This is a genomic window from Pseudoxanthomonas yeongjuensis (assembly GCF_010093345.1).
In the GTDB taxonomy this organism is placed as follows: domain Bacteria; phylum Pseudomonadota; class Gammaproteobacteria; order Xanthomonadales; family Xanthomonadaceae; genus Pseudoxanthomonas_A; species Pseudoxanthomonas_A yeongjuensis.
In genome coordinates, this window is the sequence record NZ_PDWT01000001.1 from 1,347,087 (window position 1) to 1,360,110 (window position 13,024).

Consider the following 13,024-nt stretch of genomic DNA (forward strand, 5'->3'; position numbering starts at 1 on the left):
TCAATTGTCTCCCGGTCCGGTACAGGCAGCGGTGGCTGCACGCGGGAGAGTGCTGACCCGCCCGGCGCTCGCACTGACGTCGATGCCATTGTCGCCAGACAGATTTTGCACGCACAGGCCCAGTGAGCCGCTGGCCTTGGCCCCCACGGCGGAAAATCCGATCGGCGTGAACGTGAACTTGTTGCCGCCACCCGCAAGGTTGGCGCTGGCCTTGACCACGATGGACGGAGGCAAGGTGGCCTCTCGCAGGACCGTGTCGACGCCATTCTTCGTCATCAGGGCGATCCAGTGATTACCCAGCGCCGCTGCGCAGCTGGCGCCATCGGTGCTGGGGCAGACCGAACTGCTGGCGCGGTTGCTGACGGCGGCGGTGCGCGCGGTCTGCAGCAGGGCCACCATCTCGTTGGCCGACGCGGTCAGCCGGTTGCTACGCACCAGATTCGTGAAACTCGGCATGGCCATCGCCGCGATGACGGCGAGGACCGCCACGGTGATCATCAGCTCGACCAGGGTGAACCCCGGCACGGCGGAAGGCCCCGCGATTGTTCGGCTGCGCTGTAGCATGGCACCCCCCGGAATTTGGCAACCGAACCTTAATGGACGCCTGCAGCGACCACCATCTGCGTCCGACGGGCGGACGGTTGCCGGGGGCGTGCGGCGTTTCCCTGGGCACTACCCTGTCGATCGCGCCCGGGATGCCTCCCGGAAACGGGAGAATCATGACGTGCCTATGATCGCAAGAGGAACGACCGCGCCATTTCCGGGAAATCGACATGCCTGACCACCACCCTCTCGACACCCTGTTCCGCCCGCCCGCACTGATCACCGTGGTGCTGGCTGGCGAGGCGCTGGCGCTGATGCTTGCGCTGGCCTCGGGGCAGCCTGGCGCGCGGATGCTGCAATTCGGGCTGGCGTCTCTGGGCATCCAATGGATCGCGGTGGGCACGCTGTGCACGCTGTACCTGTTGCGCCGTCCGCTGTCGCGCCTGCCGCCCTCCGTACTCGCCTGGGCCTGCCTGGGCCTGCTGCTGGCGATGACCCTGCTGGTGGCATCGGCGGCGTGGGCGCTGCTCGACCTGGGCACAGAGCCGGAACAGGGCGCCCTGCCCTTCATGTTGCGCATGCTGGGCATCGCCCTGGTGGTGGGCCTGCTGGCGCTGCTGGCGTTCCAGAACTATTCCGAGGCCACGCGGCTTGCGGTGCGCACCAAGCAGCTGGAACTGGAATCGCTGCGCGCGCGGGTGCGGCCGCATTTCCTGTTCAACACCTTGAACAGCGGGGTGGCGCTGGTCCGCCAGCAACCGGAACAGGCGGAGCAGTTGCTGCTGGGGTTGTCGGATCTTTTCCGCGCGGCGTTGGCCAATCCGCACGACATCGAACTGGCCGAGGAGCTTGCGTTGACGCGACGTTACCTGGAGATCGAGGCGATCCGATTCGGCCCGAGACTGCAAACGACCTGGGACCTGCCCGAGCCGCTTCCTTCCGTGAAGGTACCTGCACTGTCGATCCAGCCATTGGTCGAGAACGCGGTGAGGCATGGCATCGAACGGCTCCCCGGCGGCGGCAGGATCGACATCGCCGTAGCGGTGCGCGACAACGCGGCGCTGGTGACGATCCGCAACCGGGTCCCCGCGGGCGACCTGGATGGCGCGGCGCGACACGGCCATTCCATCGGAATCAAAGCGACGCAGGCGCGCCTGCAAGCCAGCACGGGAGGGCGAGGCAGCCTGACAACGTCGCAAAGCGGCGGTGATTATGTCGTTGAGATGAGGCTGCCGTTGTAGATGGGCGGACTTTATCGAGACGCATGATTTCCGGCTGTCGGAGAGCCGGCACGACCAGGACATCCGGGCACCGGGTCGGTGTTTCGTCCGTAAGCGCGCGCATCGAAGCGCTCGCCCAAGGCGAGGGCCGCCTTGAAACGTACCGGGACGACGAGCGTCTGTAGCGCAACTGCTGTTGCCGATTGCCTGACTCCTCCCTTGCCCGCATAGCTGGGAAGAGAGGCTGGGAGGGGTATTTTCGGCGGGGTGCGTGGTGATGCGAAAGGCACAGCAAGATCAAGAGCACCGCTCCCCCTCAGCCGCCGGAAGGCGGCTTCGAGCTCCCCTGCTGCGCAAGGGAGGGGCACTTCATCCCGCGATTGCAGACGCTGCGGCTGCCGCCATCACGCCATCACCCGATAACACGGACGGTATTCCCCCGCGATCTTCATGCGCCGCTGTTCGACGAAGGCGCGCAGCAATCCGTCCAGGGCCTGCATCATGTCCGGATCGCCGTGGATCTCGAACGGGCCGAACTGCTCGATGCGGCGCATGCCGTCTTCCTTGACGTTGCCGGCGACGATGCCGGAAAACGCGCGGCGCAGGTCAGCGGCCAAAGCGGGCGCGGGGCGGCCGTGGTGCAGGTCCAGCGCGGCCATCGCCTCGTGCGTGGGCACGAACGGCTGCTGGTATTCCAGCGGCACTTCGATCGCCCAGTTGAAGAAGAACGAATCCTTGTGCTCGATGCGGCTCTCGCGCACGCGCTTGATGCCGGTGGTCATCTTCCTGGCGACGGCGACCGGATCGCCGGTGATGATCTCGTAACGCGCCGCGGCGGCATCGCCCAGGGTCAGGCGGATGAACTTGTCGATCTGCTCGAAATACGGCGCGGCGAGGGTCGGCCCGGTGAGGATCAGCGGGAACGGAAGACCCGCGTTTTCCTCGCGCAACAGGATCCCCAGCAGGTACAGGATTTCTTCCGCCGTACCCACGCCGCCCGGGAACACCAGGATGCCGTGGCCGAGGCGCACGAACGCCTCGAGCCGCTTCTCGATGTCCGGCATGATCACCAGGTGATTGACGATGGGATTCGGCGACTCGGCGGCGATGATCCCGGGTTCGGTGACGCCGATGTAGCGCGTGGTCCGGCGCCGTTGCTTGGCGTGCGCGATCGTCGCGCCCTTCATCGGTCCCTTCATCGCACCCGGGCCGCAGCCGGTGCAGATGTCCAGGCCGCGCAGGCCCAGCTCATAGCCGACCTGCTTGGTGTAGATGTATTCCTCGCGGGAAATGGAATGGCCGCCCCAGCACACCACCAGGTTGGGATCGGCGGGCTTGAGGATGCGCGCATTGCGCAACAGGCCGAACACCGCGTTGGTGATGCCGGCGGAAGATTCCAGTTCGTGCTCATGCTCCGGGCCCAGCTCGATCGCGGTATAGGCCAGGTCGCGCACGACCGCGAACAGCAATTCGGCCACGCCGCGGATGATCTCGCCATCGACGAAGGCCATCGCCGGGGCATTGACCAGGTCGATGCGCACGCCACGATCCTGCTGCAGCACCTGGATGTCGAAATCCGGATACAGGTCGCGGGCCGCGCGCGGGTCGTCCGACGCGCTGCCGCTGGTCAGCACCGCCAGCGCGCAGCGCCGCAGCAGCTCATGCATGCCGCCGCTGGACGCGTCGCGTAGCCGCGCCACCTCCGCGCGGGACAACACATCCAGGCCGCCGCGCGGGTAGATCCGCGCGTCCTGTACCGGCAACGCCCTCGGTGCCGTTTCGCTCATTGATACTCTCGCTTGTCTGTATTCGTTGGCGGAACTTTAGCGCAGACACAGGCATGCCGCGAGGCACGCACGTCCAAGGCATCGCGGAACCCGTAGGAGCGGGCCTTGCCCGCGATGCTTTTGTGCGCCCCGCGAAAAGCATCGCGGGCAAGGCCCGCTCCTACAAAAAAAAACGGCCGGGTCGCCCCGGCCGTTTTCCTGTTGCGAACCCCTTGTGGATCAGAACTCGTAACGCAGGGTCATCTGCAACGACCAGCGCGACACGAGACGGGACGGATAGCTCGGGTTGGAGTCATACGGCCTGAGGCTCTGCCACGACGGGTTGCTGGCGGTGCCCAGATCGTAGACGTAGCCGCCATCGGCGGTAACGCTGCCCAGGCGCGCCAGGTAACGGCTGTCGAAGCCGCCGATTTCCTTGGTCACGCCCCAATCTTCGTTGAGCAGGTTCAGGAAGTTGTAGACATCCAGGCGAACGATTGCCTTGTGCTCCTTGAAGAAGCCCGGGATTTCCTGCTGGATGCCCAGGTCGAGCTGGTTGACCCACGGCAACCGGGTGGCATTGCGGCCGGCAACCTGGCCACGATTGGCTTGCAGGTACGGATTGTTAGAAATGAATTCCTGGAAGGCCTGGATCTGCGCGGGCGTGGCGGAGCCATAGCTCACGTTCGGATCGTTGAGCAACGGGATGTAGGCCGGATCCTGGAAGATGCCGTCGCCATTCGGATCGCCATTGATCAGCCACGTGTAAGGCAGGCCGTCATGACCGTTGTAGTAGGCGGAAATGCTGGTCTTGTAGTCGCCGAAGAAGGCATGTTCCCAGCCCAGCGAGGCCTTCAGCGAGTTGGGGACCTCGCGGCTGGCGGTGCTGGTGATTTCCTCGTTCGGGTTCAGACGCGACACGAACTGGTAGCTGGACCACGCATTCGAACTGGCGTCGGAACCCACCTCGGTCGCCCGGGTGTAGGTATAGCTGATGTTGCCGTACCAGTTGTTGGACAAGGGCTTGCTCAGGGCGAAGGTCACTGCCGTCGAGGCGCCCTTGTCGGTGTTGCCGAGCAGGGTGGACTGGTTGCTGAAGGCGGGGTTCCGGTCGCAGTTCTTGTTGGAACCGGACGTCGAGCCGCCGAGCGTGCACCAGTAGCTGTTACGGCCATCGGCCAGGGTTCCCTGCACTTCGCCGATGTTGAGGGCCTGGTAGAAGGCCGCATCCTTGGCGCGGATCGTCTGGATCTCGACCGAGCCGATCAGGCCGTACCACGGCAATTCGGCGTCATAGGCCAGGCTGGCCTTCCACACGGTCGGCAGCTTGAAGTCCGGGTCGATGACGTCGATCAGGTTGGAGGGAGCACCGCTCGCCGGGACGTTCTGGTTGAACGGGTCGGCGCTGAACGGCGCGTCGGCCGGATCGAACACGGTGTAGTTCAGTGCCGTCACGCCACCGTTGTTCTGGTACGGATTGGCCAGCCACACGAACGGCGGCACGCTCTGGAACGCGCCGATGCCACCGCGCAACTGCGAATAGCGCGGAGTGTCGAAGTTGTAGTTGAAGGAGATGCGCGGCAGGACGACCTTGTTGTCCGATCCCAGCTTGTAGTCGTTGGGGAAACCGAAAGCCTCCTCGAAGCCCGGCGCCCGCTCAGGCGCCTTGTCCGCCTTCGGGATGTTGACGCGCACGCCATAGGTCAGCGACAGCTTGTCGTTGACCTGCCAGGTGTCCTGGAGAAACGGGCTGATCTGGCTGTACACCAGCGCGGCAGCCGTATCCTCGACCCCGAAACCGGGCGCCGGCAGGCGCAGGTTGTACCTGTTGTACTCGCCGGCCGCGAAATCCTCGAGGCTGCCGAACCGGTACGCGCCATGCATGGCCTTGCCGTACAGGTTGAACACATCATGGCGCATATAGTCGAAGCCGCCCTTGATGGTGTGGTCGCCGGCGTAATAGGTGCCGGAGATCGAGGCGGCGAACCGCTTGGTGTTGATCTGGTTCTCGTGGCGGTTGTCGTCCTCGCCCAGGAAGATGGAGCCGCCGTTGGCGGTCTCGATTTCCACTTCCGGCTGGTTGATCGGATTGCCGTTGACCTGGTCGAATTTCTGCTGGCTCAGCTTGATCTCGGTGGAGAAGTTCTCGGTCCAGTCGCTGAACAGCTGCAGCGAGGTGTTCTTGGTGATGTTGTCGATGTTGTACCAGTGGCTGGTCAACACCACGTTCTCGGGGAAATTGTCGTACGGCGAGGGGCGGAACTCCTCGGTCTGCTGGTAGGTCAGGCTGGCGCGATGGAAATCGTTGATGTTCCAGTCCAGCTTGGCCAGGTAGCGCTTGTTGTCCAGGTTGACGCCGGTGGCGCCATAGACGCCCGGGAACAGGCCCAGGCCAGTGGCGATGTCGATCGCCTCGTCGATTTCGGCCTGGGTGACGTTGCCGTTGGCCACGCCGTCGGAGGAGGAAGCGCCGCCGAAGTTCTTGATGGTCTGCTCTTCATACGAAGCGAAGAAGAACAACTTGTCCTTGAGGATGGGACCGCCGATGGTCATGCCCTTGGTCGTGTCCGTGTCGAACAAGGCGTATTCCTCGCCGTCGCGCTTGCCGACCATGTTGCTGGCGTCCTTGAGCGCGTAATACACCGAGCCGTGGAACTCGTTGGTGCCCGACTTGGTCACCGCGTTGATGCTGGCACCCACCGTGTCCGAGGCGACGTCGTAATCGCTGACCTTGAGGTCGTAGGCGGCGATGGTGTCCACCGAGATCGGGGAACCGACATAGGGCATGCCGTTGGCGTTCAGGCCGAAGGGATCGCCTTGCGACAGGCCATCGACGGAAATGTTGTTGTAGCGGTTGTTCACGCCGGCGACGGAGATGGCGCCCGAGCCCTGGTCGGTCACCTGGATGCGCGGATCAAGGCGCGCGATATCGTCCAGCGAACGGTTGCCCTGCGGCGTCAGTTCCAGCTGGCGGCCGCTGACCGAGGTGCCCATGCCCTTGTTGTCCGGATTGAAGGTATCCAGCAGGCGCGAGGCCGTGACCGTGACCGCGCCGAGATCGGTCGCCGCCGCGGCTCCGACCTGGGCGTTGACGGCATTGACCTTGTTCAGATCGAGGTACACGCCTTCTTCGGTCTTGCTGCCTGCAGCCGAGGTGATGGTGACGGTGTACGGGCCGCCGACACGCAGGCCGCGCGCGTTGTAGCGGCCGCTGGCGTCGGTGGAGGCGCGGCTCACCGTGCCCGATTCGACGTGGGTGATGACTACTTCAGCGCCCGAGACCGGCTGGCCGCTGGTGTCCGTGACCAGGCCACCCACGCCTGCCGACGTGCTCTGGGCGAAGGAAGGAGCCGCTGCGAGCGCGACCACGAGACCAAGGGCGATCTTGGACATCCGGAAACGGGTTTGATTCATTTGGTAAGCCTCAATGCAAGGTTTTGGCGATGGCGAAACGGATTGACTAAAAGCAGGCTCGAGCTGGCCCTGGAAGGCTGGCTGGCGGGGACGATCGGGGTTCCCTGTGACCTGCGCGGCCGGGCTGCGAAGGTTAATAAGAGGTTAACACGATAGGCCGGATTTGTGACCGGCAAGTGACAATTTCCCGTGCTCGCGCAGGGCAAAACAGGACATCGACAAGCCAACCTGAAGCCAATCAAATGTTGGGTGGCGAGAGTTTCAGGTAAGTCCCTATTCCATCTAGGAACATCTGCACCGAAATGGCCACCAGCAGCATGCCCATCAGGCGCTCGATCGCGATCAGGGCGCTGCGGCCCATCCATTTGTAAAGCACCGTGGCCGAAAACAGGATCACCGCGGTGGCGCCCCAGGCGATCATCAGGGCCAGGCTCCAGTCCCACAGCCGGCCGGGCTCGTTGCTGCCCATGAGCATCACCGCGGCCATGCCGGAAGGACCGGCCACCAGCGGAATGGCCAGGGGCACGATGAAGGGCTCACCGCCGGGAAGCTCGCCCATCAGTCCTTCAGGACGCGGGAAGATCATGCGGATGCCGATCAGGAACAGGACGATGCCACCGGCGATCTGCACCGATTCCTGGCGCAGGTGCATCATTTCCAGGACGTACTTGCCGGCCCACAGGAAACCCATCAGCACCCCCAGCGCGATCAGCAACTCGCGGACCAGCACCGCGCGCTGGCGTTTGGGCGCCAGCGGCTTGAGCACGCTCAGGAACACCGGGATGTTGCCCAGCGGATCCAGGATCAGGAACAGCAGCAGCGCCGCGGAAAGCACGGTCACGCGCGCACGCTCCAGACCTGGCCGCGATGTTCCGCGCCGGCCGGCGACAACAGGGTCACGCAGGCCTCGGCATAATCGGCCGGGTCCCGCGCCTGCAGGTCTTCGTCCTCTGCATAGGCCTTGGCCCGCAGGGAAGTCCGCATCGGCCCCGGTTGCAGCGCCGCGACCCGCACGCTGGAATTGGCCAGCTCCGCATGCAGCATCCCGACCAGCGCTCCCAGGCCGTGCTGGGCCAGGCCGTAGCCGCCCCAATAGGCCTGTCCTACCCGGCTGATGTCGTCCAGCGCGAATACCAGCGCCGCATCCGGCGATTGCTTGAGCAACGGCAGGCAGGCCTGGGACAGCCACCAGGGCGCGGTCAGGTTGACATGCACGGCGCGGGCGAAATTGGCCGGGTCGGTATGTTCCAGCGGGGTGAGCCCGCGGAATTCGGCCGCGCAGTGCAGCACTCCGTCCAGGCGCCCGAGTTCGCGATGGATACGATCGGCCATCTCCGCGTAGTCGTCCGGAGCCGCGCCCTCCAGGTCCAGCGGATAAAGCAGCGGTTCCGGCCCGAGTCTGGCGCAGGCGTCGTAGACCCGGTTCAATTTCGGCGGCCTGCGCCCCAGCAGTACCATCGTGGCCCCCGCCTGCGCGCAGGCTTGCGCCGCGGCACCGCCCAGTCCGCCCTGCGCGCCACTGACCAGGACCACGCGATCGCGCAACGCTCCCGCATCGCGGGTCGGCAAGGCGAACAGGGTCACGGCGCCAGCGCCTCGGACACGATGCGCTGCAGCTCCCCCGATTCGAACAGTTCCAGGGTGATGTCGCAGCCGCCGATCAGCTCGCCATGGATGAAAAGCTGCGGAAACGTCGGCCAGTTGGAGAAACGCGGCAGGTTGGCGCGGATCTCCGGCTCCTGCAGCACGTTGATGGTGTGGACATGCTCAGCACCAGCAGGCTCGGCGCCAGCGGTGCCGGCCCTGGCGGACATCAACGCCTGCACCGCACGGCTGGAGAAACCGCACATGGGAAATTGCGGCGTTCCCTTCATGAAAAGCACGACCGGATGGGTATCGACTTCGGCCTGGATGCGTTCCATCACCAGCATGGTGTTTTCTCCTGCGTTGACGGCCTGCAAACCGTGGTCGGGTAAACTCCCATTGTAAGCCCTCGCGCGGCATCGCCGTTGCGCCGAACCCTCCGCGAGCGTACCCACGCTCCACCCGCCTAGCACTGCAAAGGAAAAGCCATGGCCATCGAACTCCCCCCGCTTCCCTACGATCGCACCGCACTGGAGCCGCACATCTCCGGCGAGACCATCGATTTCCACTACGGCAAGCACCACAAGGCCTACGTGGACAACCTCAACAAGCTGATCGAAGGCACCGAATTCGCCAACCTGCCGCTGGAAGAGATCATCCGCAAGTCGCAGGGCGGCATGTTCAACAATGCCGCGCAGATCTGGAACCACACCTTCTACTGGAACGGCCTGAAGCCGGCTTCCGACGGCGGCGGCGGCGAACCCGGCGGCAAGCTCGGCGAACTGATCAACCAGGCCTTCGGCGACTTCGCCAAGTTCAAGGAAGAGTTCACCAAGACCGCCATCGGCACCTTCGGTTCGGGCTGGGGCTGGCTGGTGCAGCGTCCCGACGGTTCGCTGGGACTGGTGAGCACCTCCAACGCCGCCACCCCGCTGACCGGTGAAGACACCCCGCTGCTGACCATCGACGTGTGGGAACACGCCTACTACATCGACTACCGCAACGCGCGGCCGAAGTACGTGGAATCGTTCTGGGCGCTGGTCAACTGGGACTTCGTGGCTTCCAACCTGCGCTGAGTTCCGCAGTCGCGCGAAAAGAAATGGCCGGGGCAATCCCGGCCATCTTCATTCTGTAGGAGCGGGCCTTGCCCGCGATGCTCTTCCGCGATCCGGCCGAAGGGCATCGCGCCCAAGGGGCGCTCCTACGCCCCGAAGGAAGTCCCGTTGGGGGATAGGGTTATGGACCGTGGGCGGCGACCGCGTCCATCACCCGTGCGGAATAGACCAGGGCGGCGCCCGCATTCAGTGCGACCGCCATGCCCAGGGCTTCGGCGATTTCCTCGCGGCTGGCGCCCTGCTTGAGCGCGGCATCGACATGCACAGTGATGCAGCCATCGCAACGCGTGGTCACCGCCACCGCCAATGCGATCAGTTCGCGGGTCTTGCCATCCAGATGGTTGGTTTTCTCACCAGCGCCGCTCAGGGCCAGATAGCCCTTCAAGGTATCGGGCGAAAGTTTCCCGATCTCGCCGATACGCGGACCCAATTCCTTGCGGTATTCGTTCCAGTCGAGCATGACGCTTTCTCCTGTTGGCCGGGAGTGAGCCCAGTCAGTCGCACAGGGCGGCAATGGCCGGAGCGACCTGCGCTTCACGACCCAATGCTACGCCGATCCGTTGCAGCGAAGCGGCCAGTGCGGCGCGGTCGTCCTCGCGCAAGGTGGCGTGTCCGACCTTGCGCCCGGCGCGCGGCAGCTTGCCGTAGTCGTGCCAGTGGCCGGCGGGTTCGGCCAGCACCGCATCGCGATCCGGCATGTCGCCGATCCAGTTGAGCATGCAGGCATGGCCAAGCATGCGCGTATCGCCCAGGGGCAGTCCGAGCACGGCGCGCAGGTGGTTCTCGAATTGCGAGACCTCAGCGCCTTCGATGGTCCAGTGGCCCGAGTTGTGCACGCGCGGGGCGATTTCGTTGGCCAGCAGTTCGCCGTCCGTGCAGAACAGCTCCAGCGCGAACACGCCGACGTAATCCAGTGCTTCGGCCAGCTTGCGCGCATGGGCGAATGCCTGCGCCTGCAAGCCCGCATCGACCGTGGCCGGGGCCAGGCTGGCCGACAGCACGCCATCGACATGCCAGTTCTCGGTCAGCGGCCAGGTGCGGAACTCGCCATCGCGACCGCGCACCGCCACCACCGACAGTTCGCGCTGGAACGGAATGAAGGCTTCGACGATCAACCCCACCGTTTGCGCCTGCGCGCCCAACGCCTGCCAGGCCGCGTCGATGTCGGCCGGCGACTTGATCCGGAACTGGCCCTTGCCGTCGTATCCCAGGCGCCGGGTCTTGAGGATGCAACGACCGCCGATATGCGCGACCCGCGCCTCCAGTTCGTCGCGGGTGGAGATCGCGGCGTACTCGCCGACCGGGATGCCCAGGCTGCGGAACAGGTTTTTTTCCACCAGCCGGTCCTGGGTCACGGCCAGTGCGCGTGGATTGGGGAACACCGGCACGCGCGCGGCCAGCCACTCGGCGCTTTCGGCGGGCACGTTCTCGAAATCGAAGGTGGTCACATCCACTTTCGACGCGAATTCGGCCAGCGCCGCCTCATCCCGGTAGTCGCCCACCAGCAACGGCGCGCACTGGCCGGCGCAGGCGTCGGTTTCGGTATCCATCACCAGGAAACGCAAACCCAGCGGCGCGCCGGAAAGCGCCAGCATGCGGGCCAGTTGCCCGCCCCCGAGGATCCCGACGGTGGTCACGGCGCCGCTGGTCCGGGGCTGGCGACGGGAAGGCGGGGATCGTCGTTGGCCGACACTTCCTCCGTCTGCCGCTTGCGGAATGCTTCCAGCGCGGCGGCGATGCCGGGATGATGCGGCGCGAGCATGGCGGCGGCGAACAGCGCGGCATTGGCGGCTCCGGCGACGCCGATGGCGAAGGTGGCCACCGGAATGCCGGCCGGCATCTGCACGATCGACAACAGCGAATCCATGCCGTTCAGCGCCTTCGACTGCACCGGCACGCCGAGCACCGGCACCGCGGTTTTCGACGCCAGCATGCCCGGCAGGTGCGCCGCGCCCCCGGCCCCGGCGACGATCGCGCGCAGACCGCGCGCGGCCGCGCCATCGGCATACGAGAACAGCACGTCCGGGGTGCGATGTGCGGACACCACTTTCACTTCGTAAGGCACGCCGAGCGCGTCGAGTTTCTGCGCGGCATGCTGCATGGTTTCCCAATCCGAACGGGAGCCCATCACGATCCCCACCAGCGGGCTTGAAGCAGTGGCGGTCATTGCCGTCCTCTCTGGAGTGAGGCAGGCCTTTGACTGCCTGCGGTCGCAAAGGCTTATTCTAGCCGTCTTCCCAGCCCGACGATGGACCAATGGACCGCAAATTGCTCGATATCCTCTGCTGCCCCACCACGCGCCAGCCGCTGGCCTTGCTCGAAGCGCAAGCGCTGGATGCGTTGAACCGCGCGATCGCCTCCGGCGGCGTCAAGCGCGCCGACGACACGGTGCAAGTCGAAGCCCTGCGCGAAGCCCTGCTGACCCGCGACCGCAAGACCGTGTACCGGGTCGATGACGGCATCCCGGTGCTGCTGGCCGAGGAAGCCATCGCCACCGCGCAGGTCGAAGGCTTTCCCAGCAAATGAACCGCGATCTTTCCCCGCCGCCAGCGGATGTGATCGCCAGCGACGTGGCGCGCGCGCTGGCCGAAGACCTGGGCAGCGGCGACGTGACCGCGGCGTTGCTGCCGGACACGGCCGATATCGCCTACCTGTTGTGCAAGGAAAACGCAGTGATCGCCGGGCGACCGTGGTTCGATGCCTGCCACCGTGCACTGGATCCGGATGTCGTCATCGAATGGCGTGTCGCCGAAGGCGAGCGTGTGCAAGCAGGCACCGTGCTGGCGACGCTGGCCGGACGCAGCCGCGCACTGGTCAGCGCCGAACGCACCAGCCTGAATTTCATGCAGACCCTGTCCGGCACCGCGACCGCGACCGCCGCCCATGTCGAAGCCGTGCGCGGTACCCGCGCGAAGATCCTCGACACACGCAAGACCCTTCCGGGCCTGCGCCTGGCGCAGAAATACGCGGTGCGCTGCGGCGGCGGCGGCAACCATCGCATCGGCCTGTTCGACGCGGTGATGCTGAAGGAAAACCATGTCCGCGCAGCCGGCTCGATCGACGCGGCCGTGCGTTCGGCACGCACCGCCCAGCCGGACCTGCCGCTGATCGTCGAAGTCGAAACGCTGGTGCAACTGGAGGAAGTCCTGGCCGTGGGTTGCGACCGCATCCTGATCGATGATTTCGATGCCGTCGCGCGGCGCGAGGCGGTACGGATCGCCAACGGACGCATCCCGCTGGAAGTCTCGGGCGGCGTCGACCTGGGAACGCTGCGCGGCATCGCCGAGGACGGCGTGGATTGCATTTCGATCGGCGGACTGACCAAGCATGTCCATGCGATCGACCTGTCGATGAAACTCGGCCCCGCGCCACGCTGACTGCC

General features: G+C 65.4%; 13 protein-coding genes. 4 read left to right on the forward strand and 9 right to left on the reverse strand.

What is annotated here, in order from left to right:
• A complete protein-coding gene (locus CSC74_RS05995; RefSeq protein ID WP_162313737.1) occupies positions 1-564 on the reverse strand; it encodes a GspH/FimT family pseudopilin in 564 nt (187 codons plus the stop codon).
• 209 nt (positions 565-773) lie between these two features.
• Between CSC74_RS05995 and CSC74_RS06000 the strand changes: the two genes are divergently transcribed.
• A complete protein-coding gene (locus CSC74_RS06000) occupies positions 774-1,784 on the forward strand; it encodes a sensor histidine kinase (RefSeq protein WP_162313457.1) in 1,011 nt (336 codons plus the stop codon).
• A gap of 383 nt (positions 1,785-2,167) precedes the next feature.
• Here the strand turns inward: CSC74_RS06000 and ppnN are convergent, their stop codons facing one another.
• From ppnN to grxD, 5 genes are all read right to left on the reverse strand, one after another.
• A complete protein-coding gene (ppnN, locus tag CSC74_RS06005; RefSeq protein WP_162313458.1) occupies positions 2,168-3,550 on the reverse strand; it encodes a nucleotide 5'-monophosphate nucleosidase PpnN in 1,383 nt (460 codons plus the stop codon).
• Positions 3,551-3,769: 219 nt separating this feature from the next.
• Complete coding sequence (locus CSC74_RS06010; protein ID WP_162313459.1) at positions 3,770-6,943, reverse strand: TonB-dependent receptor; 3,174 nt, start codon at positions 6,941-6,943, stop codon at positions 3,770-3,772.
• A gap of 238 nt (positions 6,944-7,181) precedes the next feature.
• Complete coding sequence (locus tag CSC74_RS06015) at positions 7,182-7,784, reverse strand: YhgN family NAAT transporter (RefSeq protein ID WP_162313460.1); 603 nt, start codon at positions 7,782-7,784, stop codon at positions 7,182-7,184.
• Entirely contained in the window at positions 7,781-8,527 is a 747-nt protein-coding gene (locus CSC74_RS06020) for an SDR family NAD(P)-dependent oxidoreductase (RefSeq protein ID WP_246192952.1), read from the reverse strand. The genes CSC74_RS06015 and CSC74_RS06020 overlap by 4 nt, the downstream gene beginning before the upstream one ends.
• Positions 8,524-8,874, reverse strand: coding sequence for a Grx4 family monothiol glutaredoxin (grxD, locus tag CSC74_RS06025; RefSeq protein WP_162313461.1), 351 nt, complete (start codon positions 8,872-8,874; stop codon positions 8,524-8,526). The genes CSC74_RS06020 and grxD overlap by 4 nt, the downstream gene beginning before the upstream one ends.
• A gap of 141 nt (positions 8,875-9,015) precedes the next feature.
• On the opposite strand from grxD, the gene CSC74_RS06030 reads away from it, so the two are divergent.
• Entirely contained in the window at positions 9,016-9,603 is a 588-nt protein-coding gene (locus CSC74_RS06030) for a superoxide dismutase (protein WP_162313462.1), read from the forward strand.
• Between the two features lie 160 nt (positions 9,604-9,763).
• On the opposite strand, the gene CSC74_RS06035 is transcribed toward CSC74_RS06030, so the two are convergent.
• The 3 genes from CSC74_RS06035 to purE are packed head-to-tail and all read right to left on the reverse strand — an operon-like array spanning position 9,764 to position 11,809.
• Positions 9,764-10,102, reverse strand: coding sequence for a carboxymuconolactone decarboxylase family protein (locus CSC74_RS06035; protein WP_162313463.1), 339 nt, complete (start codon positions 10,100-10,102; stop codon positions 9,764-9,766).
• A gap of 34 nt (positions 10,103-10,136) precedes the next feature.
• On the reverse strand, positions 10,137-11,279 hold the full coding sequence (locus CSC74_RS06040; RefSeq protein WP_162313464.1) for a 5-(carboxyamino)imidazole ribonucleotide synthase: 1,143 nt from the start codon (positions 11,277-11,279) through the stop codon (positions 10,137-10,139).
• A complete protein-coding gene (gene purE, locus CSC74_RS06045) occupies positions 11,276-11,809 on the reverse strand; it encodes a 5-(carboxyamino)imidazole ribonucleotide mutase (protein ID WP_162313465.1) in 534 nt (177 codons plus the stop codon). Before purE ends, CSC74_RS06040 begins: the two co-directional genes overlap by 4 nt.
• Positions 11,810-11,898: 89 nt before the next feature.
• Here purE and CSC74_RS06050 point away from each other — a divergent pair, with 89 nt between their 5' ends.
• On the forward strand, positions 11,899-12,168 hold the full coding sequence (locus CSC74_RS06050) for a Trm112 family protein (protein ID WP_162313466.1): 270 nt from the start codon (positions 11,899-11,901) through the stop codon (positions 12,166-12,168).
• Positions 12,165-13,019 carry a carboxylating nicotinate-nucleotide diphosphorylase gene (gene nadC, locus CSC74_RS06055; protein WP_162313467.1) on the forward strand — a complete coding sequence of 285 codons (855 nt, stop codon included), beginning with the start codon at positions 12,165-12,167 and terminating at the stop codon, positions 13,017-13,019. Before CSC74_RS06050 ends, nadC begins: the two co-directional genes overlap by 4 nt.
• Positions 13,020-13,024 lie beyond the last annotated feature (5 nt).

Coding starts and splice junctions, on each gene's coding strand:
- CSC74_RS05995 (WP_162313737.1), bottom strand. CDS start 564: ATGCTACAGCGCAGCCGAACAATCGCGGGGCCTTCCGCCGTGCCGGGG.
- CSC74_RS06000 (WP_162313457.1), top strand. CDS start 774: ATGCCTGACCACCACCCTCTCGACACCCTGTTCCGCCCGCCCGCACTG.
- ppnN (WP_162313458.1), bottom strand. CDS start 3,550: ATGAGCGAAACGGCACCGAGGGCGTTGCCGGTACAGGACGCGCGGATC.
- CSC74_RS06010 (WP_162313459.1), bottom strand. CDS start 6,943: ATGAATCAAACCCGTTTCCGGATGTCCAAGATCGCCCTTGGTCTCGTG.
- grxD (WP_162313461.1), bottom strand. CDS start 8,874: ATGCTGGTGATGGAACGCATCCAGGCCGAAGTCGATACCCATCCGGTC.
- CSC74_RS06030 (WP_162313462.1), top strand. CDS start 9,016: ATGGCCATCGAACTCCCCCCGCTTCCCTACGATCGCACCGCACTGGAG.
- CSC74_RS06035 (WP_162313463.1), bottom strand. CDS start 10,102: ATGCTCGACTGGAACGAATACCGCAAGGAATTGGGTCCGCGTATCGGC.
- purE (WP_162313465.1), bottom strand. CDS start 11,809: ATGACCGCCACTGCTTCAAGCCCGCTGGTGGGGATCGTGATGGGCTCC.
- CSC74_RS06050 (WP_162313466.1), top strand. CDS start 11,899: ATGGACCGCAAATTGCTCGATATCCTCTGCTGCCCCACCACGCGCCAG.
- nadC (WP_162313467.1), top strand. CDS start 12,165: ATGAACCGCGATCTTTCCCCGCCGCCAGCGGATGTGATCGCCAGCGAC.